The sequence below is a fragment of the Stenotrophomonas sp. 2YAF26 genome (assembly GCF_052114625.1).
Lineage (GTDB): Bacteria > Pseudomonadota > Gammaproteobacteria > Xanthomonadales > Xanthomonadaceae > Stenotrophomonas > Stenotrophomonas indicatrix.
Window position 1 is genome coordinate 50,257 of the sequence record NZ_JBFRFC010000001.1, and the last position, 26,028, is coordinate 76,284.

Annotated in this window: 16 protein-coding genes and 1 pseudogene; 10 read left to right on the forward strand and 7 right to left on the reverse strand. The window is 66.6% G+C overall.

Translation table 11 applies throughout. The annotated features are described in order from the left end of the window. Nucleotides 1-80: 80 nt before the first annotated feature. Nucleotides 81-1,838, forward strand: a complete 1,758-nt coding sequence (gene recJ, locus AB4Y98_RS00225) for a single-stranded-DNA-specific exonuclease RecJ (RefSeq protein ID WP_442243484.1) — start codon at nt 81-83, stop codon at nt 1,836-1,838. Between the two features lie 40 nt (nt 1,839-1,878). Here the strand turns inward: recJ and AB4Y98_RS00230 are convergent, their stop codons facing one another. Next, nucleotides 1,879-2,928 carry a DUF1176 domain-containing protein gene (locus AB4Y98_RS00230; protein ID WP_442243485.1) on the reverse strand — a complete coding sequence of 350 codons (1,050 nt, stop codon included), beginning with the start codon at nt 2,926-2,928 and terminating at the stop codon, nt 1,879-1,881. 133 nt (nt 2,929-3,061) lie between these two features. On the opposite strand from AB4Y98_RS00230, the gene AB4Y98_RS00235 reads away from it, so the two are divergent. Further along, nucleotides 3,062-5,941, forward strand: coding sequence for a VIT domain-containing protein (locus AB4Y98_RS00235; RefSeq protein WP_442243486.1), 2,880 nt, complete (start codon nt 3,062-3,064; stop codon nt 5,939-5,941). Nucleotides 5,942-6,017: 76 nt separating this feature from the next. Here the strand turns inward: AB4Y98_RS00235 and AB4Y98_RS00240 are convergent, their stop codons facing one another. Next, on the reverse strand, nt 6,018-7,226 hold the full coding sequence (locus tag AB4Y98_RS00240) for an acyltransferase family protein (protein WP_442243487.1): 1,209 nt from the start codon (nt 7,224-7,226) through the stop codon (nt 6,018-6,020). 197 nt (nt 7,227-7,423) lie between these two features. On the opposite strand from AB4Y98_RS00240, the gene AB4Y98_RS00245 reads away from it, so the two are divergent. The 8 genes and pseudogenes from AB4Y98_RS00245 to AB4Y98_RS00280 all read left to right on the forward strand — a co-directional run bounded on the left by AB4Y98_RS00245 (nt 7,424) and on the right by AB4Y98_RS00280 (nt 19,049). Next, a complete protein-coding gene (locus AB4Y98_RS00245; protein WP_363733666.1) occupies nt 7,424-8,266 on the forward strand; it encodes a LytTR family DNA-binding domain-containing protein in 843 nt (280 codons plus the stop codon). A gap of 90 nt (nt 8,267-8,356) precedes the next feature. Beyond that, nucleotides 8,357-9,482, forward strand: a protein-coding gene (prfB, locus tag AB4Y98_RS00250) for a peptide chain release factor 2 (protein ID WP_099818762.1) whose coding sequence is annotated in 2 segments (ribosomal slippage) — nt 8,357-8,431 and nt 8,433-9,482 — 1,125 coding nt in all. Because the reading frame shifts where the segments join, the coding sequence is not laid out codon by codon here. 99 nt (nt 9,483-9,581) lie between these two features. After that, nucleotides 9,582-10,364, forward strand: coding sequence for a helix-turn-helix transcriptional regulator (locus AB4Y98_RS00255; protein WP_428704298.1), 783 nt, complete (start codon nt 9,582-9,584; stop codon nt 10,362-10,364). Nucleotides 10,365-11,047: 683 nt separating this feature from the next. Continuing rightward, the gene (locus tag AB4Y98_RS00260; RefSeq protein ID WP_442243488.1) at nt 11,048-12,439 is read left to right on the forward strand and encodes an NAD-dependent succinate-semialdehyde dehydrogenase; all 1,392 of its coding nucleotides are present in this window, start codon (nt 11,048-11,050) and stop codon (nt 12,437-12,439) included. Nucleotides 12,440-12,514: 75 nt separating this feature from the next. After that, nucleotides 12,515-14,155 (forward strand): acetolactate synthase large subunit, encoded by a 1,641-nt coding sequence (locus tag AB4Y98_RS00265; RefSeq protein WP_442243489.1) that lies wholly within the window; start codon nt 12,515-12,517, stop codon nt 14,153-14,155. 54 nt (nt 14,156-14,209) lie between these two features. Beyond that, a pseudogene (gene lysS / locus AB4Y98_RS00270) lies at nt 14,210-15,532 on the forward strand (lysine--tRNA ligase); the annotation flags it as partial. A gap of 203 nt (nt 15,533-15,735) precedes the next feature. Continuing rightward, the gene (locus AB4Y98_RS00275) at nt 15,736-16,881 is read left to right on the forward strand and encodes a response regulator (protein ID WP_025878945.1); all 1,146 of its coding nucleotides are present in this window, start codon (nt 15,736-15,738) and stop codon (nt 16,879-16,881) included. Then, nucleotides 16,878-19,049, forward strand: coding sequence for a response regulator (locus AB4Y98_RS00280; protein ID WP_032975476.1), 2,172 nt, complete (start codon nt 16,878-16,880; stop codon nt 19,047-19,049). Before AB4Y98_RS00275 ends, AB4Y98_RS00280 begins: the two co-directional genes overlap by 4 nt. A 96-nt stretch (nt 19,050-19,145) precedes the next feature. Here AB4Y98_RS00280 and AB4Y98_RS00285 read toward each other — a convergent pair whose 3' ends face one another. The 5 genes from AB4Y98_RS00285 to betI form a co-directional block, all read right to left on the reverse strand. Then, nucleotides 19,146-20,018, reverse strand: coding sequence for a crotonase/enoyl-CoA hydratase family protein (locus AB4Y98_RS00285; protein WP_442243490.1), 873 nt, complete (start codon nt 20,016-20,018; stop codon nt 19,146-19,148). Between the two features lie 161 nt (nt 20,019-20,179). Then, nucleotides 20,180-21,856, reverse strand: a complete 1,677-nt coding sequence (locus tag AB4Y98_RS00290) for a long-chain fatty acid--CoA ligase (protein ID WP_336027938.1) — start codon at nt 21,854-21,856, stop codon at nt 20,180-20,182. A 222-nt stretch (nt 21,857-22,078) separates the two neighbouring features. Next, nucleotides 22,079-23,761, reverse strand: a complete 1,683-nt coding sequence (betA, locus tag AB4Y98_RS00295; protein ID WP_312785827.1) for a choline dehydrogenase — start codon at nt 23,759-23,761, stop codon at nt 22,079-22,081. A 101-nt stretch (nt 23,762-23,862) separates the two neighbouring features. Beyond that, nucleotides 23,863-25,335, reverse strand: coding sequence for a betaine-aldehyde dehydrogenase (betB, locus tag AB4Y98_RS00300; RefSeq protein WP_442243491.1), 1,473 nt, complete (start codon nt 25,333-25,335; stop codon nt 23,863-23,865). Nucleotides 25,336-25,376: 41 nt separating this feature from the next. Continuing rightward, nucleotides 25,377-25,967: a transcriptional regulator BetI gene (betI, locus tag AB4Y98_RS00305; RefSeq protein ID WP_100465265.1), complete on the reverse strand. Its 591-nt coding sequence runs from the start codon at nt 25,965-25,967 to the stop codon at nt 25,377-25,379. Nucleotides 25,968-26,028: the final 61 nt, after the last annotated feature.

A 26,028-nucleotide genomic window follows, 5' to 3' on the forward strand; every position in this document is an offset into this window, starting at 1 on the left:
CACGCCTGCGCCAAGCCCGGAAGAGCCTGGCGAGCTGCGCGGGGTATCATGCGTGGGTCTTCCGCAACCCGGCGATGCCGATGTCCCTTGCCGCCGATGCTGTGCTGCCGTCTTCCGATACGCCGATGATCCGCCGTCGCGATGCGGTCGTGCCCGGTAGCTGGCCGGAGGGCACGCTGCCGCTGCTGGCCCGCCTGTATGCCGCACGTGGTGCGCACACGCCGGAGCTGGCCCTGCCCAAGCTCGGCAACCTGCATGCGCCGGAACTGCTGACCGGCATCGACGCGGCAGTGGACCTGCTGGTGCAAGCCATCGCCGCCGACAAGCGCATCCTGGTAGTCGGTGATTTCGACTGCGACGGCGCAACCGCCTGCGCGGTCGGTGTGCGCGGTCTGCGCATGCTCGGCGCGCAGCACGTCTTCCACGCAGTGCCCAACCGCATGGTGCACGGCTATGGTCTGTCGCCGTCACTGGTGGACGAGCTGGCTGCGCTGCAGCCGGATCTGCTGGTCACCGTCGACCACGGCATTGCCTGCCATGCCGGCGTGACCGCGGCCAAGGCGCGTGGCTGGCAGGTGCTGGTGACCGATCACCATCTGCCCGGTCCACTGCTGCCACCGGCCGATGTCATCGTCGACCCCAACCTCGACGGCGACGCCTTCCCCAGCAAGGCGCTGGCCGGTGTCGGCGTGATCTTCTACGTGCTGATGGCGCTGCGCCGGCAGATGCGCGAAGCGGGGGTATTTGCCAATGGCAAAGGGCCGGACCTGACCACGCTGCTGGACCTGGTGGCGGTGGGCACAGTGGCCGACCTGGTGGTGCTCGATGCCAACAATCGCGCCCTGGTCAGCGCGGGATTGCGCCGGCTGCGCAATGGCCAGGGCTGCGTCGGCCTGAAGGCACTGATCGAAGCCAGTGGTCGCGATGCTGCACGCCTGACCGCCACCGACATCGGCTTCGGGCTTGGCCCGCGCTTGAACGCGGCCGGTCGGTTGGAAGACATGGCATTGGGTATCGCCCTGCTGCTCACCGAAGATCCGCGGCAGGCCCGCGACATCGCGCAGACGCTCGAACAGATCAACGCCGAGCGGCGTGCGGTCCAGCAGTCGATGACCGATGACGCCGAACACGCGCTGTCGCGGGTGGTGCTCGATACCGCAGGGCAGCGCCCGGTGGCAGCCTGCCTGTTCGATGCCGATTGGCACCCCGGCGTGGTTGGCCTGGTTGCTTCAAAGATGAAGGATCGCCTGCATCGGCCGGTGATCGCGTTCGCGCCGGCCGAGCCGGGCGCCGACACCCTGCGCGGCTCGGCGCGTTCGATCGCCGGCCTGCATATCCGTGATGCGCTGGCGCTGGTCGATGCACGCCATCCCGGCTTGATCGAGCGCTTCGGCGGTCACGCGATGGCCGCCGGGTTGAGCATGCATCTGGATCATCTGGCTGCCTTCGAAGCCGCGTTCGTCGCCACCGTGCTGGAGATGCTCGACCCGGCTGCACTGCAGCAGCAGGTGCTCAGCGACGGCGAACTGGCCGCGGACGAACTCGATCATCGCCATGCCGATGCACTGCGCCTGGCCGGGCCATGGGGGCAGGGGTTCCCCGAGCCGCTGTTCGACGGCCATTTCGAGGTGGCCAACTGGCGCGTGCTGAAGGAACGGCATCTGAAGCTGGAACTGCGCCTGCCCGGCGTATCGGGCACGATCAATGCGATCCATTTCGGCGGCTGGCACGGTAATGCGCCAGGCAAGCATGTTCATTTGGCCTATCGCCTGGCTTGCGACGACTACCGGGGTGGCGCAGCGATCCAGCTGATCGTCGAGCACTGCCTGCCGGCGTAGTCCATGCCGGGCATGGCCCGGCGCTACCGCTTCGGAAGGGTCAGCGTACGTCGGTCACCCGCGTCGGCAGTTCCCAGGTACCCCCGGGAACGCCGCGGCACAGGCCGCCACTGATGGCCGAGGTCGCGACGAAGCGGGTGCCATCCCAGGTCCACGTTTCATCCGACACGCAGTCGGCCAGGCCGCGGCCCTTGTGCGAGGCGACGATCTGCCCGTCGCCGTAGTCGATCGCGTCGCTGGTCACCCATTGCGGCTGGTAGGGCGCTTTCTCACCGATGACCCAGTAACCATCACCGGTGTTGTAGGCCGCGCGCCAGCAGGGGACGTTGACCAGCAGATGCTTGGTGTCCAGGCGCTGGATCTGCAGTGGTGAATTGCTGATCGGAAGATCCGGGTCGGTGTCGAGCAGGCCTTCGCAGCTGGGTTCTACCAGAGTGGCGCGCAGCGCCGCACGCAGCGCCGGCGAGGCGGCCAGCTTGGAAAACGTCGGGTCGTCCGATGGCGTCGACAGCGTCGGTGCCTTGCGCACCACGGGTTTGGCAACGGCGGCAGGCACGCTGCTTTCGGCGGCGGCTCCCTTGCGCATCACCGCGCCCGGCGTGCCCACGCGGCCCTGGAACTCATCGGTCTTCAACAGCACAGCCGCTGCGCCCTTGTCCGACAGCGGCCACGCGCGGCCGGCGCCATCGACAACCGCGATGCCACCATCGCGCACCAGCGCGGACAGCACTGCGCTGGTCTGTGCCGCGCTGAGCACATGGATACCCGGCTCCCTGGCCGGCGCCAGCACACCGAGGTCACGCTGCTGGATGCGCAGGTGCAGCGCGCCCTTGGGCTGCGGCTGGTCATCGATCGGCTGCAACGACATCCGACCGCTGATGGCCTGATTGGGGCCGCCCGCCCGGGTCAGTAGCACGCTGAGGGTGCTGTCATCGCCACTGGCGTAGCCGGCCGCGCGGCACGTGCGCGTGTTGTCGCAGGCCACGACCCAGTCGTGATGCTGGAAATAGAGGCCTGCAGGCGCATCGACGGCGCTGGCGGCCAACGGCCAGCACAGGGCCAGCAGGGTGGGAAGCAGGGGAGAACGCATGGGCATCCTTGCACGGGATCGGGAAGTCGCACATGGTGCGCCCAGGGGCAGCGAAGAACCAGCATCGAATCACGTTAACCCCGTCCACCCGGTTGGTGCGTTCAAGCAGTCACGATCCCACTGGAGTCCTGTCATGGTCTTCGCCCGTTGCTGCACCGTACTGCTGTTGGCCCTGGCAAGCTGGCCGGCACTGCCCCAGGCGTCGCGGCGTCCGGCACCGCCGATGACGTCCACACCGCTGCTGATCGCGCCCGCCGCCGAACAGCCCGTGCAGCTGCGACATGCCCGCATCGAAGGCGAGGTCCAGGCCGGTATCGCCCAGACCCGTATCACCCTGGAGTTCCACAACCCCAACCAGCGCGTGCTGGAAGGCGAGCTGCAGTTCCCGCTGGCCGAGGGCCAGCAGATCACCGGGTTCGCCCTGGACATCAACGGCGAGTTGCGCGAGGCAGTACCGGTGCCCAAGGACCGCGGTCGTCAGGTGTTCGAGGAGATCGCCCGTCGTGGTGTCGATCCGGGCCTGCTGGAGCAGACCGCCGGCAACCAGTTCCGGCTTCGCGTGTATCCGCTGCCGGCCGGCGGCAGCCGCCGGGTGCAGCTGGTCGTGCGCGAGCCGCTGGCATACGCCGCGCAGGGCTGGCGTTGGACGCTGCCGTTGCAGTTCGTCGCTGGCGCCGCTGCCGTCGAACTGACCGTGCAGGCACCGAAGGGTGCTGATACTGGCAGTGCGCCTTTCCGCATTGCCGATGGCCGTCTGCAATGGCAGGGGCGCGGCGCACAGTTGCCGACCCAGCTGCAATGGACGCTGCCAGCCGAGCGCAAGGCACTGGTGCAGGTTGCACGCTGGCAGGACGGTCACTACCTGTTGGCACAGCTGCCGGTGCCGACGTCAGCCGCGCCGCGCCGTGTGCCGTCGGAAGTGGGGCTGCTGTGGGACGGTTCCGGTTCCGCAGGCCAGCGCGACCGCACCCGCGAGTTCGCACTGCTCGATCGCTACTTCGCGGCAATGGGCGAGGGCAATGTCGCGCTGACCGTGCTGCGTGATCGTGCGGAGCCTGTGCGTCGGTTCCATATCCGCAGCGGCGACTGGAGTGAACTGCGGCGGGAGTTGATGGCGGTGCAGCCGGATGGTGCCAGTGCGCTGGCGCAGTGGCAGCCGCAACCCGGGGTGAAGGAGTACCTGATGGTCAGCGATGGCCTGCTGACCTACGGGCCGGAAGCAATGCCGGCGCTGGCCGCCGACCAGCGCCTGTTTGCGATCAGCAGTGCTGGTGCACGCACCGATGCCACCCGCCTGCGCGGTTGGAGCGAGGCGCATGCGGGCACTTTCGTGGCACTCGGCAGCGATATCGATGCCGCCGCGCGGGAACTGCTGTCGGTACCGCTGGATGTCCAGATCGATGCCGGCCGTGGCGTGCAGGATGTGGTGATCGACCGCCGCAGCCAGGCCCAGGGCTGGCTGTGGTTGCATGCGCGGTTGGCGGCCGAAGGTGTGCCGATGCGGGTACGCGTGGCTGGCGGCGAGTGGCAGGCACTGCCCGCGACGCAGAAGAACGAAGACGGTGATCTGCTGGCCGGCCTGTGGGCACAGGCGCGCCTGCAGCAGTTGTCGAGCGATCGACGCAGCAACCGTGAGGCGATGCAGCGGCTGTCGCAGCAGTTCAGCTTGGTGGGCCCGGATACCTCGCTGATCGTGCTGGAAACCCTGGACGACTACCTGCGCTATGCGATCCGTCCGTCGGGCAAGCTGCGCGCCGAGTACGACCAGCGCTTCGCACGCCAGGTTGCAGACCGCGAAGCGGCCGACCGCCAGCGTCTGGACAAGGTGGTGACGCAGTGGCAGCAGCGCCAACAGTGGTGGAATCGCAGTTGGCCGAAGGGCACACCGCCGCAGGCGGATTCGAAGGCGCTGGAGGTGGCGGCCGGCGCCCCGCCGGCACCGGTAGCGATGCTGGTTGCTCCGGCACCGGCCGCAGCGGAGATGCAGTTGAATGCAGCCACTTCGCGCCAGCGTTCGGTCGCACGCCCGGCACCGGCGCCGGCGCCGATGCAGGAGGTCGCCGCCGATGCGATGGCGGCCGGGCCGGCCGCTGCCAATGATGGCCAGCTGGGAATCAAGCTGGCCGCGTGGCAGTCGGACTCACCGGTTGCCCGTCGCCTGCGCCAGGGGCCGCCGTCGCAACTGTATGACCGCTATCTGGCCGAGCGCGCTGCGAACGCCGACAGCAGCGCGTTCTTCCTCGACGTGGCCGACCTGCTGATCGAACAGGGGCAGCGCGATCTTGCCCTGCGCGTGCTGTCCAACCTGGCCGAGATGGATCTGGACAACCGCCATCTGCTGCGCGTGCTCGGCTACCGGTTGCTGCAGGCCGACGCTCCGGTGCTGGCGGTGCCGGTGTTCGAGCAGGTGCTGGCGATGGGTCAGGAGGAACCGCAGAGCTTCCGCGACCTTGGGCTGGCGCTGGCTGCAGCCGGCAAACCTCAGCAAGCGCTGGTGCCGCTGTATCAAGTAGTCGTACGGCCCTGGGATGCTCGTTTCGACGGTATCGCGTTGATCGCCCTGGATGAGCTGACCAACCTGGTGGCCGGCAGCAAGCCGCGTCTGGATACCAAGGAAATCGACCCGCGCCTGCTGCAGGCGATGCCGTTGGACCTGCGCGTGGTGCTGGCGTGGGATGCCGACAACAGCGACATGGACCTGTGGGTGACCGACCCGAACGGTGAGCGCGCGTACTACGGCAACCGCCTGACCTACCAGGGCGGGCAGATGTCACAGGACTTCACCGGCGGCTATGGTCCCGAGCAGTTCTCGCTGCGCAACGCCAAGCCCGGCAGGTACAAGGTGGAGGCGAACTACTTCGGCAGCCGCCAGCAGCTGGTGACTGGCGCGACGACGCTGATGCTGCGCCTGACCACCCATTGGGGTACGCCGAAGCAGAAGGACCAGAGGGTGACGATGCGGCTGAAGGATCGTGCCGAGACGGTGCTGGTCGGCGAATTCGAGGTGAAGTAGAGCCACGCCATGCGTGACTGTCGCAGCCCTCGCCTTGTGGAGCCGAGCGTACGCTCGGTTCCACGGGGCGCAGGCCTTATTGTGCCGGCACGACGCGCACTGCAGGCGACGATAGCGGTGCGGCACGCAACCCGAACAGCGGCCGCAGCCAGCGCACGCGGCGCACCAGCAGTTCGTGGATCAGCAGGCAGCCGGCGATCGTGCCGATGATCACCAGCGCCGGCTCCAGCCACGCGCCCAGCTGCAAGGGCCGCAACCAGTACAGCAGCACGATCAGCACGGTCTGGTGCAGGATGTACCAGCTGAACACCGCCTCGCGGCAGTAGCACAGGCCGCGCCATGGCCGCGCCAGCAGGACCTGCGCCCATCCGAAGAGGGCCAGCAGGGAACACCAGGTGTACAACGCTCGGCCAACGCGCTCGGTCTGTGCCCACGGCAGCGCCAGCACCCATTGCGGCAGATCGCCGAGGTCGGGCATCCGCCCCAACGCGCGGATGCCCAGTTCGACAGTCAGCCCGATAACGGCCAGCGCCAGGGTCAACCGACGGCCGCGCACCAGCAGATCCCAGCCGCGCTGCCAGCGCGCGGCGAGGAAGCCGCCGAGGAACAGGGGCAGCGACTCGGCGTGGACGTACAGGTCATCGACCAGCGCGTGGGTTGGCGGGTGGGCGGGCAGGATCACCAGCAGCGCCCACGCCAGCCACAGCACCGGCAGCAGCAGGCCCAGCATGGCCACCCAACGATCGCCCGCAGGCAGGCCCGGCAGCTGGTGACGCAGCGGCCTCACTACGCTGGCCAACAGGATCGCCAGCAGCGTGTAAGGGATCAGATAGGCCAGGTACCACAGGTGGTTCCAGGTGAAGCCATAGGCGGCACCGCTGAAGCTGGCTCCCGGCCACGGCCGGAACTGCCAGTAGCGCCACAGGAATGCACCGAGCCCTGGCGTGACGTCGCCCTTGTCCACCGCTTCACAGTAGGCCTGCAGCGAAACGACCGCGACGATGCCGAACAACAGCGGCAACAACAGCCGCCCGCCGCGCCGCAGCGCGAATCGCCACCGGCCCTGCGCGGGCAGGCACAGGCCCAGCGCGATGCCGGAGATGGCAAACAGCAGCGGCATGCGCCAACGATTCAGCGCGATCATCGGCCATTGCAGCCACTCCGCGGTGTGGACGCTCTTGAGGTGGAAGTCCCATCCGGCCACGTAGGCCATGGCCACGTGGTAGAGGATCAACAGCCCGAAGGCGCCGATACGCAGGGTGTCGAGGTCGTGGCGGCGGGTCATGGCGGTATCCGTGTTGGCGTCCTCGCAGAGTGGAAGTCCTCGTGGGCTGTCGCCAGCAGAAAGGGGCGGTTGGATGCCCTGCAGGGCCCAGTGGCGGGGCGGGGGGACGAATGGCGTGCGTCAGTGGGGCTGTGGTTGGCGATAATCCAGTGATGGATGAGTACAACCAGCAGGACCCGAACGTGCGTGGCGAATCGATGGGCAACGGCAGGCAAGGGCGGCAGGCAGCCGTGTTCTGGGTCGTACTGTTTCTGGGGACGGCGGCGGCCAATGTGCTGGCCAAGGCCATGATGGCGGCGCGCGATGGACTGCCCTCCCAATGGATGGCGGCCACGATTGACGAGTTCAGCAGTGCGCTGGTGTCGCTGCTGCTGTTGGCGGTGCTGATCCGCGCCGCTTCGCGCTGGCCGCTGCACGCCGATACCTGGCGACAGCGCTTGGCGCCGTATCTGCTGGGCGCGGTTGCGTGGTGGCTGCTGCATGTGAGTGCGATGGTCCTGCTGCGCAAGGCCGTCCACGCCGTGCTTGGCAGCCACTACACCTTTGGGGACTGGCCGGCGCAATGGTTCTACGAGTTCTTCAAGGACATCCAGACCTATGCGCTGCTGGTCTCGGCAGTCCATGCCCTGGCCTGGTTCGGCCGCCGCCGCCAGGGTGAAGCGACCCTGCTTGCCGCCCCCGATGAGGGCCCGCCGGTCGAACCGGTCGATCGCCCCGACCATTTCCTGGTGCGCAAGCTGGGCAAGGAGTTCCTGGTGGCCACGGCCGACGTCGAGTACGCCCAGGCCGCCGGCAACTACGTGAACCTGCGGGTGCGCGGCCATGACTACCCGCTGCGGATCACCATGGCGGTGCTGGAGGCGCGGCTGGACCCGGTCCTGTTCCTGCGCAGCCACCGCAGCTGGCTGGTCAACCGCGGCCAGCTGCGCTCGATCGAGCCGCTGGACGGCGGCGAGGCCCTGCTGCACATGGCCGATGGGGCCAAGGTACCCTGCAGCCGGCGCCAGCTGCCGTTGCTGCGCCAGGCCTTGGGCGGGTAGGGGCGTGGCAGGGCGGGACCGGCTTCTGCGCCGGTTCACCCCGGCCTGCGGTATCATTTGCAGTCATCTTTTGAATGCATAACCGCCGACATGATCGAACTGAATCCTGTCCGCCAGCGCATCGCCGATCTGACCGATCGCGTGTTGTCGCTCCGGGGGTATCTTTGACTACGACGCCAAGAAAGAGCGTCTTGAGGAAGTGACGCGGGAGCTGGAAAGCCCCGACGTCTGGAACAACGCCGAGTACGCCCAGAACCTGGGGCGCGAGCGCTCGACCCTGGAAAAGACCGTGGGCGGCATCGCCGCGGTGCTGGAGGGCCTGAGCGACGCCACCGAACTGCTGGAGCTGGCCGAGTCCGAGCAGGACGAGGACACCGCGCTGGCCGTGGTGGCCGACCTGGACAAGCACCAGGCGCACGTGGAGAAGCTGGAGTTCCAGCGCATGTTCTCCGGGCAGATGGACACCGCCCCGGCGTTCGTCGACATCCAGGCCGGTGCCGGTGGTACCGAAGCCCAGGACTGGGCCGAGATCCTGCTGCGCATGTACCTGCGCTGGTGTGAATCGCGTGGCTGGAAGACCGAGCTGATGGAAGTGTCCGGTGGCGACGTCGCGGGCATCAAGTCGGCCACGCTCCGCGTGGAAGGCGACTACGCCTACGGCTGGCTGAAGACCGAGACCGGCGTGCACCGCCTGGTGCGCAAGTCGCCGTTCGACTCGGACAACCGCCGCCATACCAGCTTCACCTCGGTGTTCGTGTCGCCGGAAGTGGACAACAACATCGAAATCGACATCAACCCGGCCGATCTGCGCACCGACGTGTACCGCTCGTCCGGTGCCGGTGGTCAGCACGTCAACAAGACCGAGTCGGCGGTGCGTATCACCCACATCCCGACCAACACGGTCGTGGCCTGCCAGACCGGCCGCAGCCAGCACCAGAACCGCGACAACGCGATGAAGATGCTGGCCGCCAAGCTCTACGAGCTGGAGATCCAGAAGCGCAACGCCGAGCGTGATGCGGTGGAAGCCACCAAGTCCGATATCGGCTGGGGCAGCCAGATCCGCAACTACGTGCTCGACCAGAGCCGTATCAAGGACCTGCGCACCGGCATCGAGCGTTCGGATACGCAGAAGGTGCTCGACGGTGACCTGGACGAGTTCGTCGAGGCCAGCCTGAAGGCCGGCCTGGCGGTCGGCTCCAAGCGCATCGATGCCTGATGCGTGCCCGGCGACAGCGGTACCGTCCGCTGCCCGGGCCCTGCGTTGCKGGACGTCTTCGGCGTCCCGCACCGCCGTTGAAACCTGCAGGGCAGGGCGATGATGCGCAGTGAAGCCGAACGCAAGGAACTGGGAGGCTTTCTCAAGGCCTGCCGTGCGCGGGTCGACCCAGCAACGCTGGGGCTGCCAGCCGGCCGCCGACGCACGCCGGGCCTGAAGCGCGAGGAAGTCGCACTGGCGATCGGGGTCAGTGTCAGCTGGTACACCTGGATCGAGCAGGGCCGCGAAGTGCGCGCCTCGCCCGAGGTGCTGGAGCGCCTGGCGCAGGTACTGCGATTGAGCGACGACGAGCGCGCCTACGCGTTCGCGCTGTCCGGCTATGGCGTGCCGCTGGAATCGCCCGACGAGACGGTGACCGACGGCCTGCGCCAGCTGGTGGAGGCGATGCAGCCGATCCCGGCCTACGTGCGCAATACCCGATTCGACATCCTGGCCTGGAACCCGGCCATCGCCGATCTGTTTGTTGATTACGGTCAGCTGGCGCCGCACGAACGCAACACGCTGCGGCTGATGTTCCTGTATCCGCCTTACCGCGCGTTGATCCTCAACTGGGAAGAAATGACCCGCGGGCTGCTGGCCAGCTTCCGCGCGGCGATGGCGCAGGCGCCGGACAAGGCGCCGTTCCTGGCACTGGCCGAGGACATCGGCGCGCACAGCGAGCAGTTCCGCCAGTGGTGGCCGGAGCACGATGTGCGTCGTTTCGACGAAGGTGCGAAGAAGCTGAACCATCCCACGCGCGGTCTGCTGGACCTGCAGTACGTGGCGCTGGTGCCAGAGAGCCGGCACGACCTGTCACTGGTGACCTACCTGCCGCGAAGGTAGGTTGGTCGGCAGGGCTGCGCCCTGCACCTGCTGTAGTGCCGGCCGCTGGCCGGCAACCTCAACAGCAACAGCAACAGCGGGCTTTCCGTGGGGTGGCGGGGCGGTGTCGGAGTGCGGGGACGCCGCAAGTACGTCCGTGTAGGCTTGGCAGCCGCATCCATGCGGCTGACACCCCGTACTCCGACACCGCCCCACCTCTGTCAGATTCCGATGGCTGTTGGTAGGTGTCGACCTTGGTCGACACGGTAGATCCACGCTATGCGTGGATGAAATCTGTCAGATATCGAAATACATCTGGGGTCAGATCCGTTTCCTTCGGAAAGCGGATCTGACCCCAAGAGCCGTTCCAACAGACCGCGGGAATCTGTCGAAGGCGGGGTGGGTCCGGTTGCGGGGGCGTGAGCCGCATGGATGCGGCGACCGAGCTTACATGGACGTACTCGCAGYGTCCCCCGCCACCGGACCCACCCCGCCATCTCACGGAATGCCGCTGTTGCTGTTGCTTCTGCCGTTGCTGTTGCCTCTGCGGGTGCAGGGCGCAGCCCTGCCGGGAAATCACCCCATTCAGGCAGGTAAGTACAGGTCACAGGATACGCAGACGCCTTGTTGCTGCCCTCGATCGGGTCCAGATTCCTTGTCAGGAAACGGGCAGCCGCCCGTTGTCGAGACAACAGGAGACCTGCATGTCCGCTTCCCCCGCAGCCCCCGCTGCCATTTCCCGCGATCCGGCGACCGGCCAGCAGATCGCCAGCCACCCCTTCGCCACCGACGCCGAACTGGAAGCCATCCTTGACCGCGGCCAGGCCGGTTTTGCAGCCTGGAGCGCGCAGTCACTGGAACAACGCGCGAGCGTACTGCGCGCGATGGCTGCCGTGCTACGTCGCGACCGCGAACCCCTCGCTGCGCTGGCCACCGCCGAGATGGGCAAGGTCCACGCCGAGTCGCTGGCCGAGATCGAGAAGTGCGCGGTGCTGTGTGACTGGTACGCCGACAACGGTGCGGCGTTCCTGCGCGATGAACCCACCCCGGTGGCCGACAACAAGGCCTATGTCTCCTACCTGCCGCTGGGCGTTGTGCTGGGCATCATGCCGTGGAATTTCCCGTACTGGCAGGTGATGCGCGCAGCCGTGCCGATCCTCATGGGCGGCAATGGCTTCCTGCTGAAGCCGGCCGAGAACATCGTCGGCACCGCCGGGCTGCTCGCCGCTGCGTGGCGCGATGCGGGCCTGCCGGATGGCACCTTCATCGCCGCCAACATCAGCCGCGAGGGAACCAGTGCCGCCATCGCCGATGACCGCATTGCGGCCGTGACCCTGACCGGCAGCGTCGCCGCGGGGCGCAGCATCGCCGCGCAGGCCGGGCAGGCGCTTAAGAAGGTGGTGCTGGAGCTGGGTGGCTCGGATCCGTTCATCGTGCTGGCCGATGCCGACCTGGAGGCCGCGGTCGATGCTGCGGTGGCCTCGCGTTTCCAGAACACCGGGCAGGTGTGCATTGCCGGCAAGCGCATCATCGTCGAAGACGCCGTGTATGTGCGTTTCGTGGCGCTGTTCTGCGAGCGCGTGCAGGCGCTGACCGTGGGCGATGGCCGCGAGGCCGGCAACCGGATCGGACCGATGGCCCGGCAGGACCTGCTGGAACAGCTTGATGCACAGGTGCGCGCGTCGGTCGAGGCCGGTGCGCAGTTGCTGGTGGGCGGCAAGCAGCTCGATCGCCCCGGCAGTTTCTATGCACCCACCGTGCTGGCTGGCGTCGAGCCGGGCATGCAGGCCTTCGACACCGAGACCTTCGGGCCGGTGGCGTCGATCAGCCGCGCGCGCGACGCCGACCATGCGGTTGAGCTGGCCAACCAGAGCGAGTTCGGCCTGAGCGGCAATCTGTGGACCGGCGACCACGCCCGCGCGATGCAGCTGGCGCGCCGGCTGCAGACCGGTGGCGTGTTCGTCAACGGTTTCTCTGCCTCCGATCCACGCGTGCCGATCGGCGGCGTGAAGAAGAGCGGCTTCGGCCGCGAGCTGTCGCACTTCGGCATCCGCGAATTCGTCAACGCGCAGACGGTGTGGTTCGACCGCCGTTGACGCGGGCCATCCACCGTTCCTGTCAGCATCCCTGCAACGTTCCATCATCACGCACTGCGAGAAGGACGTCATTCCATGTCCAAGGGTTCCGATCTGCTCGTCGCCGCACTCGAAAACGAGGGCGTCGAGCGCATTTTTGGCATTCCCGGTGAAGAGAACCTCGATGTCGTCGAGTCGCTCCGCCACTCCAGCATCGAGCTGGTCATCACCCGCCACGAACAGGCTGCTGTGTTCATGGCCGCCACCTACGGCCGTCTGACCGGCAAGCCCGGCGTGTGCCTGGCCACGCTCGGGCCGGGTGCACTGAACTTCACCACCGGTGCCGCCTACGCACTGCTCGGCGCGTGGCCGGTGATCATGATCACCGGGCAGAAGGGCATCGTGGCCAGCAAGCAGGCGCGCTTCCAGATCGTGGATATCGTCAGCACGATGAAGCCGCTGACCAAGTCGGCGCGGCAGATCGTTTCGGCGCGCACCATCCCCACCATCGTCCGCGAGGCCTTCCGCACGGCGCTGGAAGAGCGCCCCGGGCCGGTGCTGCTGGAACTGCCCGAGGACATCGCGGCGATGGAGGTCGAGGACGTTGCACTGATCCCGCCACACCCGGTGGATCGGCCGATCGCCAGTCCCGAGGCGCTGGACCGTGCGGCGCAGATCATCCGCGATGCAAAGCGGCCGCTGCTGGTGATCGCCTCGGCAGCATCGCGGCCGCAGTCCAGCGAAGCGCTGTCGGCCTTCGTGCTGCGCGCCGGCATCCCGTTCGTCACCACGCAGATGGGCAAGGGCGCGGTGGCCGGTGGCTCGGGCCTGTACATGGGCACGGCGGCACTGAGCGAGCGCGATTACGTGCACATGGCCATCGACCAGGCCGACGTGATCGTGACCATCGGCCACGAGGTGACGGAGAAGCCGCCCTTCGTGATGCGCCCGGGTGGCCGCACGGTCATCCACATTGGCTATTCGCAGGCCGCGGTGGAGCAGGTGTACTTCCCGCAGGTGGAGGTGATCGGCGATATCGGCCGCTCGCTGACCCTGCTGGCCGACCGTATCGAGGGCAAGGTGGAGAACGCCGCTGCACTGCTGCCGTTGCGCGCGACGATCCTGGAGCACATCGCTGATCGCGCCGAAGAGGCCGGTTTCACGCCGCAGCGGCTGGTGCATGACGTGCGCCAGGTGATGCCGCCGGATGGCATCGTGGCGCTGGACAATGGCATGTACAAGATCTGGTTCGCGCGCAACTACCGCACCCAGGTTGCCAATACACTGCTGCTGGACAACGCATTGGCAACGATGGGCGCGGGGCTGCCGTCGGCGATCATGGCCTCGATCCTGTACCCGCAGCGCCGCGTGCTGGCGGTGTGTGGCGATGGCGGTTTCATGATGAACAGCCAAGAGCTGGAGACCGCGCGGCGGCTGGGCCTGAACCTGGTGGTGCTGATCCTCAACGACGGCGCCTACGGGATGATCCGCTGGAAGCAGGCGGTGGATGGTTTCGCCGACTACGGGATGACCTTCGGCAATCCGGATTTCGTCAAATACGCCGAGGCCTATGGCTGCCAGGGGCACGAGGTGACGGCGATCGAGCAGTTCATTCCGACCCTGGAAGCGGCCTTCACCGCGGGCGGCGTGCATCTGGTGTCGGTGCCGGTGGACTATTCGGAGAACCAGCGGGTGCTGGTGGAAGAGCTGCGGCAGGCATTCCCCGGGAACGGCTAGGTATCGATCCGGCGTTGGGGTCAGATCCCTTTGCTGCGCAAAGGGATCTGACCCAACGGCCGCCAGGTGAAGATGGCCGGTCGCCTGATGGCCAAGCGGGTCATGGGCAAGGCCAGCTTCGCCCAGATCCAGGACGAATCGGGCCGCATCCAGCTGTTCCTGCAGGGCAGCGTGCTGGGTGATGCCTACACCGCCTTCAAGGGCTGGGACGTGGGCGACATCATTGCTGTCGAAGGTGGCCTGACCCGCACCAAGACCGGCGAGCTGTCGGTCAAGGCCGAGTCGATCCGCCTGCTGACCAAGTCGCTGCGCCCGCTGCCGGACAAGTGGCATGGCCTGGCCGACGTCGAGCAGCGCTACCGCCAGCGTTACGTCGACCTGATCGTGACCCCGGAGTCGCGCGCGGTCTTCATCAAGCGCTCGAAGATCATCCGTGCGATGCGTGCATGGCTGGACAACCGCGACTTCCTCGAAGTCGAAACGCCGATGATGCATTACATCCCCGGCGGCGCGGCGGCCAAGCCGTTCACCACCCACCACAACGCGCTGGACCTTGACCTGTACCTGCGCGTGGCGCCGGAGCTGTACCTCAAGCGCCTGACCGTCGGTGGCCTGGAACGCGTCTACGAAATCAACCGCAACTTCCGCAACGAAGGCGTCAGCACCCGCCACAACCCGGAATTCACCATGATGGAACTGTACGAGGCCTATGCCACGTACAACGAGATCATGGACCTGACCGAAGGCGTGATCCGTGACGTGGCGCAGTCGGTGAACGGCTCCACCGTGGTTGAGTGGGACGGCGCCAACATCGACCTGGGCCCGGCGTTCCGCCGCTGGCGCATGGACGAAGCGGTACGCCACCACAACCCGGAAATCTCCGCGGCCGACTGCACCGACCGTGACGCGCTGCTGCGCCATTGCGAGCGCCTGAAGATCCGCGTCAAGCCGTCCTACGGCTGGGGCAAGCTGCTGCTTGAGATCTTCGAAGCCACCGTCGAGCACACCCTGATCCAGCCGACCTTCATCACCGATCACCCGGTGGAGGTCTCGCCGCTGGCCCGCGCCAACGACAACGATCCGGGCTATACCGATCGCTTCGAGCTGTTCGTCAACGGCAAGGAACTGGCCAACGGCTTCTCCGAGCTGAACGACCCGGAAGACCAGGCCCAGCGTTTCCAGGCGCAGGTGGCGGCGAAGGAAGGCGGCGATGACGAGGCCATGCACTACGACGCCGACTACATCCGTGCGCTGGAGTACGGAATGGCGCCGACCGGCGGCCTTGGCATCGGCGTCGATCGCCTGGTGATGCTGCTGACCGGCAGCAGCTCGATCCGCGACGTGCTGCTGTTCCCGTACATGCGTCCTGAGCAGTAACTGGCGTTTTCGGCGTCCGTTTGTGCGCGCCGTCTCGGTTTGAGACGGCGCCATTGACGCAACCCGCACTCGGCGTATCGTTATTGCACAACCTTGACACTGGCTATGGCTTGATGGCGTCAGGGGAGGCCGCAATGTGGAGAATCCGCTTCACATTGTGACGACGATCATGAATCGGGGAGCTTGTGACGGGAGTCGAGCCGATGCAGGGTGCCAGCGTGCACAGCGGCGGGGTATCCTCGCCCGCTGACCTTTCAGCATGGTCGAGAAAGCAGGCAGAGAACGCCTTGAACATCGTCATCGTCGATGACCAGACTTCCGCACGGACGATGCTCCGTCACGTCATCGAGGACATCGCGCCGGAACTGAGCGTGCATGACTTCGGCGATCCGTTGACGGCGTTGGCATGGTGCGAATCGTACCCGGTCGACCTGCTGCTTCTCGATTACCGCATGCCGGAGATGGACGGGTTGGAGTTCGCCCGCCGCTTCCGCCGGCTGCCCAAACATCGCGATATTCCGGTGATCCTGATCACCGTGGTGGGTGACGAGCCGATCCGCCAGGCAGCACTGGAAGCCGGCGTGATCGATTTCCTGGTCAAGCCGATCCGCCCGCGCGAACTGCGCGCACGCTGCTACAACCTGTTGCAGTTGCGGCAGCAGACCGAGAACGTGAAGCAGCGCGCGCTGTCGCTGGAGCAGCGGCTGCTGGCCAGCATGCACGAGGTGGAGGAGCGCGAGCGCGAGACGCTTTCGCGGCTGGCGCGTGCGATCGAGTTCCGTGATGCCGGCACCAGTGCCTACCTTGAGCGCATGGCGCGCGTGGCTGGCCTGATCGCCGAGCAGCTGGGCCTGCCGGAAGACGACGTCAAGCTGATCGAGATGGCCGCGCCGCTGCACGACATGGGCAAGATCGCCATTCCCGATGCGGTGCTGCTCAAGCAGGGCAAGCTCAATGATGAGGAGCTGGCGATCATGCGCCGGCATCCGCGCATTGGCCATGAACTGCTCAGCGGCAGCCAGAACCGCTTCATCCAGGTCGGTGCATTGATCGCGCTGCGTCACCATGAGCGCTACGACGGCAGTGGTTATCCCGATGGCCTGGTCGGCGATGCGATTCCGCTGGAGGCACGCATCGTCGCCGTGGCCGACGTGTTCGATGCGCTGATCTCGCCGCGCCCCTACAAGGAAGCGTGGACGATGGAAGCCACCATGGCCTACCTCTATGCGCAGCGCGGGCGCCTGTTCGATCCGCGTTGCGTGGACGCGTTGCTGCGCGGCCGTGAGCAGCTGGAACAGATCTGCGCCGAGCACTCCACCGCCTCTGCACGGCCGGGACTGGGCGCGTGAAACGCCTGCTGTCACGCTTGCGGCTGCGCCTGTCCCAGCGGCAGGACAGCGAGCACGGGCAGCAGATCGTCCGCATCGTCCTGATCAGCCTGATCCTGGCTTACGTGCTGCTGCCTTCGGCGCGGCACGATCTGCCGCACACCCAATATGTCGGTGTGCTGGCGATCGTGTTGACGGGGCTGAGTCTGTCGCTGCTGTTGTTCGGCTGGCTGCTGTGGCGACCGCAGCGTTCCGATCCGCGCCGCGTACTGGGCATGCTGGCCGACTACGGCCTGATCGCTGCCGGCATGATCCAGATGGGCGAGCCGCTGTCATGGGTCTACATCGTGGTGATGTGGGTGACGGTGGGCAACGGCATGCGCTTCGGCAACCACTATCTGTATGTGGCCGTGGCGATGGCCATGGTCAGCTTCGGCAGCACCGCACTGTCCACCCCCTATTGGCAACAGAACGCACGCCTGGCCATCGGCCTGTGGCTTGGCCTGGCGGCAGTTCCCCTGTATTTTTCCACGCTGCTGCGGCAGTTGACCGAAGCGATGGCCGAGGCGCGGCGCGCCAGCGAAGCCAAGAGTCGATTCCTGGCCAACATGAGCCACGAGTTTCGCACCCCACTCAATGGATTGAATGGCATGACAGAAGTGTTGGCGACCACGCGCCTGGATGACGAGCAGCGTGAGTGCGTGAGTACCATCCAGGCGTCATCGCGCAGCCTGCTGGCGCTGGTCGAGGAAGTGCTGGACATCTCGGCGATCGAGGCCGGCAAGCTGCGCGTGGTCGCCGAGGATTTCGTTCTTTCCGAAGTGATGCAGGCGATCGGCCTGATCCTGTTGCCGCAGGCCAAGGCAAAGCGCCTGGATTACAGGGTGAAGGTGGCCGAAACCGTCCCACCAACCCTGCGCGGCGACGTCGGTCATCTGCGGCAGATCCTGCTCAACCTGGCCGGCAACGCCGTCAAGTTCACCGATCACGGCCGGGTCGAGATCCGCGTCAGTGTTGTCCACGCCGACACCCAGGGTGGGGTGCGGCTGCGCTTCGACATTCTCGATACCGGTATCGGCGTTGCACCGGCGATGCGCCCGCGTCTGTTCGAGGCCTTCGAGCAGGCCGACGTCAGCATGGCCCGCCGCCATGAGGGTACCGGCTTGGGCACGACCATCGCCAAGGGGCTGGTCGAAGCGATGGACGGCGAGATCGGTTACCTGGACAACCCGCCGCAGGGCAGCCACTTCTGGGTGGAGCTGCCGTTCGCGCCGCCGCAGCCGGTGGTCCCGGGTGCGGTGCCGACCCTCGCTGCTGGCGACGAAACCGGTGCCGGCGGCAACGTCATCGCCTTCGCCGATCCGTTCCTGCGCCATCGCGCGCGCGTGCGCAGCATGCAGATCCTGGTCGCCGACGACCACGAGGCCAACCGCATGGTGCTGCAGCGGTTGCTGCAGAAGGCCGGGCACAAGGTGCTGTGCGTCGATGGTGGCGAGGCGGTGCTCGACGCACTGGCTGAAAGCGAGTTCGATGCGGCCATCGTCGATCTGCACATGCCGGGCATGAGTGGCCTGGACATGCTGAAGGAGCTGCGGGTGATGCAGGCCGGCGGCGGCCCGCGCACGCCGGTGCTGGTGCTCAGCGCCGACGTCACTCCCGAAGCCATCCAGCGCTGTACCCAGGCCGGTGCACATGCGTTCCTGGCCAAGCCCGTGGTGGCCGTGCGACTGTTGGACACCCTGGCCGAGATTGCCAACAACGCACAGCTCAAGGCCAGTGCGCCGCCGATCGTGCGCACCGTCACCAACCTCGATGGCGTGCTCGATACCGGCGTGCTTGATGAGCTGGCGTCGCTGGGAATGGGCGAGGGTTTCGAGCGCGAGTTCATTCGCCAGTGCCTGGACGATGCTGAGTCCTGCCTGCGCAAGGCCGAAGGTGATGGCGAAGCGGCACGCTGGGGCGCTTTCCGCGAGCAGTCGCATGCGATCAAGGGCGTGGCAAGCAATCTGGGCCTGGTGCGCGCGTCCAACCGCGCCGGTGAGTTGATGCGGATGGCCGACTGGCAACTCAAGGCCGAATGGCGGCAGCGCCTTGCGGTGCTGCAGGGGGCCATCAAGGAAGGCCGGCAGGCGCTGGATGCACGCGCCGAACGCAAGGCACGCGGCGTGGCCGACGACGGCGAGCGGTAGAGCCGGGCCTGCGCGGCGGGTTGTCGATGACTGCGCGCCGCATAAAAAAAGCCCGGTGGCCAGCCGGGCTTGAACCCTGCGGGGGAGGGGAACGTATCAGGCCACATCCAGATTGGCGCGTCGGGTCTGCGCTTTGATCAAACGGTCCATGGTGCGCAGCGAACGATCACCCAGGGCCAGCGCCGAATCGACCCAGACCTTGGTGATTTCCAGCAGTTCGTCATAGCTGACCGCCTGCGCCAGGTTGCGCGCGGCGTTCATTGCCAGGTACGACTGCGGCAGGCGCTGCTGCTGGCGGATCATCTCTTCGACCGCGCCGCGGCCTTCACCTTTCCTGACCAGCACGTCGACCACGCCCATCGCGTGCATCTCCTCGGCGCTGTAGATACGGCCGTCGAGGATGATCTTCTCGGCCAGCTGCGGCGCCACCCGGCGGCACAGGAACGAGTAGGCGCCCATGCCCGGGAACAGGCCGAACAGCACTTCGGGCAGGCCCATGCCGCACCCTTCCTCGGCCACGATGGTGTGGCAAGCCAGGGCCATTTCCAGGCCACCGCCCAGCGCATCGCCCTGGATCAGGGCGATCGAGCGGACGTCGCCGCCGAAGCCGGTGTGCAGGTGGTGAACGCCCTCCACGCAGCGTTGGGCGTAGGTCAGCAGCCGGTCGCGGTTGCCTTCGCGGATCAGGCGGGTGAACAGGTCCAGGTCGCCGCCCAGGTTGTAGGCGGCGGCGTCGGAGGCCAGCACGAAATGGCGCAGCTGGCCGCTGTGGCGCTGCGCCGGGCCGTGGGTGATGGCGCTCATGTAGCTCCACATCTCGTCCAGCATGTCCTTGCGGCAGCAGGGACGCACGCCGGTGGAGGCATCGGCGTGCATGAACAGCCAGTGTGCGGCGCCGTCGGCGCTGTCCTGGGTGCGGATGGTGGCATAGGGCGAGCCGCTGCTGGGCAGCTTTTCGATGGTACTCATGGAAGGGTCCTCGGCGGTGCGGCCCGCAGATCAAGGTGGTGGCCGGCGGGCCGAACGGTCCACTCACGCGGCGATGCTACACCGGCCCCGGGCCCGCGCATGCGAAAAGGCCCGGGTCGTTGCCGACCCGGGCCTGAGCGCGTTCAACTTTCCCGAAACCCTTACGGGGCGGGCGTATCGCGGAGTTCGCGACGCAGGATCTTGCCGACGTTGGTCTTCGGCAGCTCCTTTCGGAATTCAACGATTCTGGGGTGCTTGTAGCCGGTCAGGTTGGCCCGGGCGTGCTCCTTGACCATCTCGGCGGTCAGGTTCGGGTCCTTCTTGACGATGACCACCTTGACCACCTCGCCGGACTTCTCGTCCGGCACGCCCACTGCGGCCACTTCCAGCACGCCCGGCATCATCGCGATCACGTCTTCCACTTCGTTGGGATACACGTTGAAGCCGGACACCAGGATCATGTCCTTCTTGCGGTCGACGATGTAGAAGAAGCCGTGTTCGTCCATCTTCGCCATGTCGCCGGTGTGCAGCCAGTCGTCGGCGTCGATGGCCTTGGCGGTTTCCTCCGGGCGCTGCCAGTAGCCCTTCATCACCTGCGGGCCGCGGATGCACAGCTCGCCCACTTCGCCCAGCGCCAGGATGTTGCCGTTGTCGTCCTTGATGCAGGCATCGGTGGACGGAATCGGCAGGCCGATCGAACCGTTGTACTCGGCCAAGGTAAGCGGGTTGATGCAGGCAGCCGGCGAGGTCTCGGTCAAGCCGTAGGCCTCGACCAGGGTGACGCCAGTGGTCTTCTTCCAGCGCTCGGCCACCGCACGCTGCACGGCCATGCCGCCGCCCAGGGTCACCTTCAGCGAGGAGAAATCGACGGTGTCGAAGCCAGGGGTGTTGAGCAGGCCGTTGAACAGCGTGTTGACACCGGTGATCGCGGTGAAGCGCACCGACTTGAGCTCCTTGACGAAGCCCTTCATGTCACGTGGATTCGTGATCAGGTGGTTGCAGCCACCGAACTTCATGAAGACCAGGCCGTTCGCCGTCAGCGCGAAGATGTGGTACAGCGGCAGGGCGGTGATGATCCATTCCTTGCCCATCTCGATGCCCGATGCGCTGATCCAGGCCGAGGCCTGCTGCATGTTGGCGATCAGGTTGCGGTTGGTCAGCATCGCACCCTTGGCCACACCGGTAGTGCCGCCGGTGTACTGCAGGAACGCCACGTCGTCATGGTCGATCTCGACCTTCGGCAGGGTGTGGCGGCTGCCCAGCTTGAGCGCCTGCTTGAAGCGGATCGCGCCCTTCAGGTGGTAGTTGGGCACCATCTTCTTGATGTACTTGAGCACGAAGTTGACGATCGTGCCCTTGGCGCCGAGCAGGTCGCCCAGGCCGGTGGTGATGACCTGCTTGACCTGGGTATCGGCGATGACCTGTTCGACGGTATCGCCGAAGTTGTCCACCACCACCAGCGCGGTCACGCCGGCATCGACCAGCTGATGCTTCAGCTCGCGCGCGGTGTACAGCGGGTTGACGTTGACCACGGTCAAGCCGGCACGCAGCACGCCGAAGGTCGCCACCGGGTACTGCAGGCAGTTGGGCATCATCAGGGCGACGCGGTCGCCTTTCTTGAGCTTCAGCTCACCCAGCAGGTAAGCGGCGAACTGCTCGACCAGGGCATCGGTCTCACCGTAGGTGAGGGTCTTGCCGAAACTGGAGTAGGCCGGTCGGTCGCGGTACTTCGCGACGGACGCGTCGAAGACCGAAACTACCGAATGGAACTCGTTGACGTCGATTTCGGCGGGAACGCCTTTCGGATAGCTCTGCAGCCAGGGACGATCCAGACTCATATTCCCCCTCCAGGAATCGTAATGATGGGTGCGGCGCGGACAGTATCCGCCAGAACCGCTCTCCGCAGCATACCGCCCCGTAGGGAAAACGCGAAGAGGCCCCGCAAGGGGCCTCTGCATTTCCTGTGGTGCCGGCCGCTGGCCGGCAATCACGGTGATCGGTGGCGTGGAGAGCGCATGCCCGCAGCCGGCACCAACGACCGTCATGGCAGGCCGCTTGCGTCAGCCCTGCGAGCGCACCGGTGCGCCGTTGGCCTTGTAGTAGGGCGCAGTGCTGCGCGGCAGCGGGGCGCGGCCACGGATTACATCGGCCAGCTTCTCGGCGATCATGATGGTCGGTGCGTTGAGGTTGCCGGTGACCACCTGCGGCATGATCGAGGCATCGACGATGCGCAGGCCTTCCAGGCCGTGCACGCGGCCCTGGCCGTCGACCACTGCCATCGGATCATCGGCGTGGCCCATCTTGTTCGAGCATGACGGGTGGTAGGCAGTCTCGGCATGCTCGCGCACGAACGCATCGATCTGCGCATCGGTCTGCAGGGCACTGCCCGGCGAGATCTCACGGCCGCTGTACGGTGCCAGCGCCGGCTGCGCGAAGATCTCGCGGGTGATCCGGATTGCCGAGCGGAATTCGCGCCAGTCCTGGTCGTGCGACATGTAGTTGAACAGGATGCTGGGATCTTCGCGCGGATCCTTCGAGCGCACGTGGATGCGGCCACGGCTGGGCGAGCGCATCGAGCCGACATGCATCTGGAAGCTGTGTGCCTTGATCGGGTTGGAGCCGTTGTAGTTGATCGCCACCGGCAGGAAGTGATACTGCAGGTTGGGCCAGTCGAATTCGGCATCGCTGCGGATGAAACCGCCAGCCTCGAACTGGTTGCTGGCGCCGATGCCGGTGCCCAGGAACAGCCATTCGGCACCGATCGCCGGCTGGTTGTACAGCTTCAGTGCCGGGGCCAGCGAGACCGGCTTCTTGCACTCGTACTGCAGGTACATCTCAAGATGGTCCTGCAGGTTGGCGCCGACGCCGGGCAGGTGGTGCACCAGGTCGATGTCCAGGCTGCGCAGCAGGTCAGCCGGGCCGACGCCGGAGCGCTGCAGGATCTGCGGCGAGGCGATGGCACCACCACACAGCAGCACTTCGCGGCGTGCGGTGGCGCGCTGCGGCTGGTCGTTGTGCAGCCACTGCACGCCCACTGCGCGCTTGCCCGAGAACAGGATGCGGTCGGTCAGCGCGTGGGTGACGATGGTCAGGTTCGGGCGCGGCTTGGCCAGGTCCAGGTAGCCACGGGCGGTGCTGGAACGACGGCCCTTCGGCGTGACCGTGCGGTCCATCGGGCCGAAGCCTTCCTGCTGGTAGCCGTTGAGGTCGTCGGTGCGCGGGTAACCGGCCTGCACGCCGGCCTCGACCATCGCCGCGAACAGTTCGTTGTTGCCGGCCTTGGGCGTGGTCACGCGCAGCGGGCCGTCACCGCCGTGGTAGTCGTTCGGGCCGATGTCACGGGTTTCGGCCTTGCGGAAGTACGGCAGGCAGTCCAGGTAGGTCCAGTCTTCCAGGCCCGGCATGCCGGCCCAGTTGTCGTAGTCCATCGCGTTGCCGCGGATGTAGCACATGCCGTTGATCAGCGACGAACCGCCCAGGCCCTTGCCACGACCGCAATCCATCCGGCGGTTGTTCATGAAGGGCTCGGGATCGGTCTTGTACGCCCAGTTGTAGCGCTTGCCCTGCAGCGGGAAGGCCAGTGCGGCGGGCATCTGGGTACGGAAATCGAGCCGGTAGTCCGGGCCACCGGCTTCCAGCAGAAGCACGCTGACATCGGCATCTTCGGTGAGGCGGGTGGCCAGCACGTTGCCGGCCGAACCGGCGCCGATGATGATGTAGTCGTACTCGTTATGGGTGCTCATGGTTGCTCTCCTGCAGGCCGGGCGCGCTGCATGCAGGCGTCCCGGCGGAATGTCGGATCGGCGCGGTGGCCGGACGATGGGCGGTGCTCAGGGTGCGCCGGTCAGAACACGCTGGCGTAGTCGCCCAGCTCGACCTGCACCGACTTGATGCGGGTGTAGTGGCCGAGGGTGGAGATACCGTTCTCGCGGCCAACGCCGGACTGCTTGTAGCCACCCACCGGCATTTCGGCCGGCGACTCGCCCCAGGTGTTGATCCAGCAGATGCCAGCTTCCAGGCGATGGATGATGCGGTGGGCGCGGCTGATGTCCTTGCTGACCACGCCTGCGGCCAGGCCGAAGGTGGTGTCGTTGGCGCGACGGATCACTTCGTCCTCGTCGTCGTAGGCAAGGATGCTCATCACCGGTCCGAAGATTTCTTCCCGGACAATCGTCATGTCGTCGCGGCAGTCGGAGAACACCGTCGGCAGCACGTAGGCGCCGTCGGCCAGGGCACCGTCGGTGGCACGACCGCCGCCGGTCAGCAGGCGCGCGCCTTCGCTCTTGCCGCTTTCGATGAAGCGCAGCACGTTTTCCATGTGCGGGAAGCTCGTCAGCGGGCCGAAGTTGGTCTCGGCGGCCATCGGGTCGCCGATGCGGATGCGCTTGACGCGCTCGATCACCGCGGCTTCGAACGCGGCCAGCATGCTGCGCGGCACGAACACGCGGGTGCCGTTGGTGCAGACCTGGCCGGAGCTGAAGAAGTTGGCCATCACCGCGATGTCGGCGGCACGGTCCAGATCGGCGTCGTCACAGATCACCAGCGGCGACTTGCCGCCCAGTTCCATCGTCACTTCCTTCAGCGACGAGGACGCGGCGCTGGCCATGACCTTCTTGCCGGTGGCCACGCCGCCGGTGAAGGAGATCTTCTCGATCACCGGGTGCTCGGTCAGCCAGTTGCCGATCTCGCGGCCCGGGCCCTGCACGACGTTGAACACGCCGTCCGGCACGCCAGCCTCGGTGTAGATCTCGGCCAGCTTGATCGCGGTCAGCGGGGTCACTTCAGACGGCTTGAAGACCATCGCGTTGCCGGCGGCCAGCGCCGGGGCCGACTTCCACATGGCGATCTGGATCGGGTAGTTCCAGGCGCCGATGCCGGCGACCACGCCCAGCGGCTCGCGGCGGGTGTAGAAGAAGCTCGATTCGCGCAGCGGCAGCTGGATGCCTTCGATGGCGGTGGCCAGGCCGGCGTAGTACTCCAGCACGTCGGCGCCGGTGACGATGTCCACCGTGGTGGTTTCGGCCAGCGCCTTGCCGGTATCCAGGGTTTCCAGGTGGGCCAGCTCGTCATTGCGCTCGCGCAGGATCTCGACGGCGCGGCGCAGGATGCGCGAGCGCTCCATCGCGGTCATCGCTGCCCACACCTTCTGGCCTTCGCTCGCGCTTTCAACCGCGCGCTCGACATCGGCCTGGCTGGCGATCTGTACGTCGGCAAGCACCTGGCCAGTGGCCGGGTTGATGGTCTGGAAGGTCTTGCCACTGGTGGCGTCGACGCGGCGGCCGTGGATGTAGAGCTGTTGCACGGGCAGGGTGGTCATCGGCGTACTCCTGGAAGGGGTGGGGCGGGGGCCTGGCGCGCTCAGGGCGCGTTGGCCTGCAATTGGAAATCGATGTAGCCGTAGGCGATGCGGCGGGCCTTGTCGGCGTTGAAGTCACCACCGACCAGGCTGCCGCGCAGCCACAGGCCGTCGATCATCGCGGCCAGTCCGCGTGCGGACAGGCGTGCCTGCGCATGCGGCAACTGGCGGTTGAACTGGTGGCAGAGGTTGGAGAACAGTCGCTGGTCGTTGGCGCGCTGCAGCCGGGTCAGTTCCGGCTGGTGCATGCTCGCGGCCCAGAACGTCAGCCATACACGCATGGCGGTCCCGTTGGTCTGGCTGTCGTCGAAGTTGCCATCGACGATGGCGCGAAGCTGTGAACGTGCGTCATCCGGCGCGGCGTCGCGATAGCGGGCGACGGCGGCCTTCAGCTCGCGCAGGATCTGCCGCATCGCCGCATTGAGCAGGCCGTCCTTGTCGCCGAAGTAGTGGGCGACGATGCCGCTGGACAGGCCGGCCTTCTTTGCGATGGTGGCGACAGTGGCATCGGCCATGCCGATCTCGTCGATGGTCTGGAAAGTGGCCCGGATCAACTGCTCGCGGCGGACCGGTTCCACGCCTTTCTTCGGCATTGTCTCTCCACGGATTGCGACCCGGACTGCCGGGCTGGTGAAGATCATACTTTTTATTGAT

What these genes read in the sequence shown, in the direction of transcription:
- betA (WP_312785827.1), bottom strand. Translation starts at nt 23,761, where the DNA reads ATGAGCACCCATAACGAGTACGACTACATCATCATCGGCGCCGGTTCG.
- betI (WP_100465265.1), bottom strand. Translation starts at nt 25,967, where the DNA reads ATGCCGAAGAAAGGCGTGGAACCGGTCCGCCGCGAGCAGTTGATCCGG.
- AB4Y98_RS00255 (WP_428704298.1), top strand. Translation starts at nt 9,582, where the DNA reads ATGATGCGCAGTGAAGCCGAACGCAAGGAACTGGGAGGCTTTCTCAAG.
- AB4Y98_RS00290 (WP_336027938.1), bottom strand. Translation starts at nt 21,856, where the DNA reads ATGAGTCTGGATCGTCCCTGGCTGCAGAGCTATCCGAAAGGCGTTCCC.
- AB4Y98_RS00245 (WP_363733666.1), top strand. Translation starts at nt 7,424, where the DNA reads ATGGGCAACGGCAGGCAAGGGCGGCAGGCAGCCGTGTTCTGGGTCGTA.
- AB4Y98_RS00260 (WP_442243488.1), top strand. Translation starts at nt 11,048, where the DNA reads ATGTCCGCTTCCCCCGCAGCCCCCGCTGCCATTTCCCGCGATCCGGCG.
- AB4Y98_RS00240 (WP_442243487.1), bottom strand. Translation starts at nt 7,226, where the DNA reads ATGACCCGCCGCCACGACCTCGACACCCTGCGTATCGGCGCCTTCGGG.
- AB4Y98_RS00275 (WP_025878945.1), top strand. Translation starts at nt 15,736, where the DNA reads ATGCAGGGTGCCAGCGTGCACAGCGGCGGGGTATCCTCGCCCGCTGAC.
- AB4Y98_RS00230 (WP_442243485.1), bottom strand. Translation starts at nt 2,928, where the DNA reads ATGCGTTCTCCCCTGCTTCCCACCCTGCTGGCCCTGTGCTGGCCGTTG.
- AB4Y98_RS00285 (WP_442243490.1), bottom strand. Translation starts at nt 20,018, where the DNA reads ATGAGTACCATCGAAAAGCTGCCCAGCAGCGGCTCGCCCTATGCCACC.
- betB (WP_442243491.1), bottom strand. Translation starts at nt 25,335, where the DNA reads ATGACCACCCTGCCCGTGCAACAGCTCTACATCCACGGCCGCCGCGTC.
- AB4Y98_RS00265 (WP_442243489.1), top strand. Translation starts at nt 12,515, where the DNA reads ATGTCCAAGGGTTCCGATCTGCTCGTCGCCGCACTCGAAAACGAGGGC.
- AB4Y98_RS00235 (WP_442243486.1), top strand. Translation starts at nt 3,062, where the DNA reads ATGGTCTTCGCCCGTTGCTGCACCGTACTGCTGTTGGCCCTGGCAAGC.
- recJ (WP_442243484.1), top strand. Translation starts at nt 81, where the DNA reads ATGTCCCTTGCCGCCGATGCTGTGCTGCCGTCTTCCGATACGCCGATG.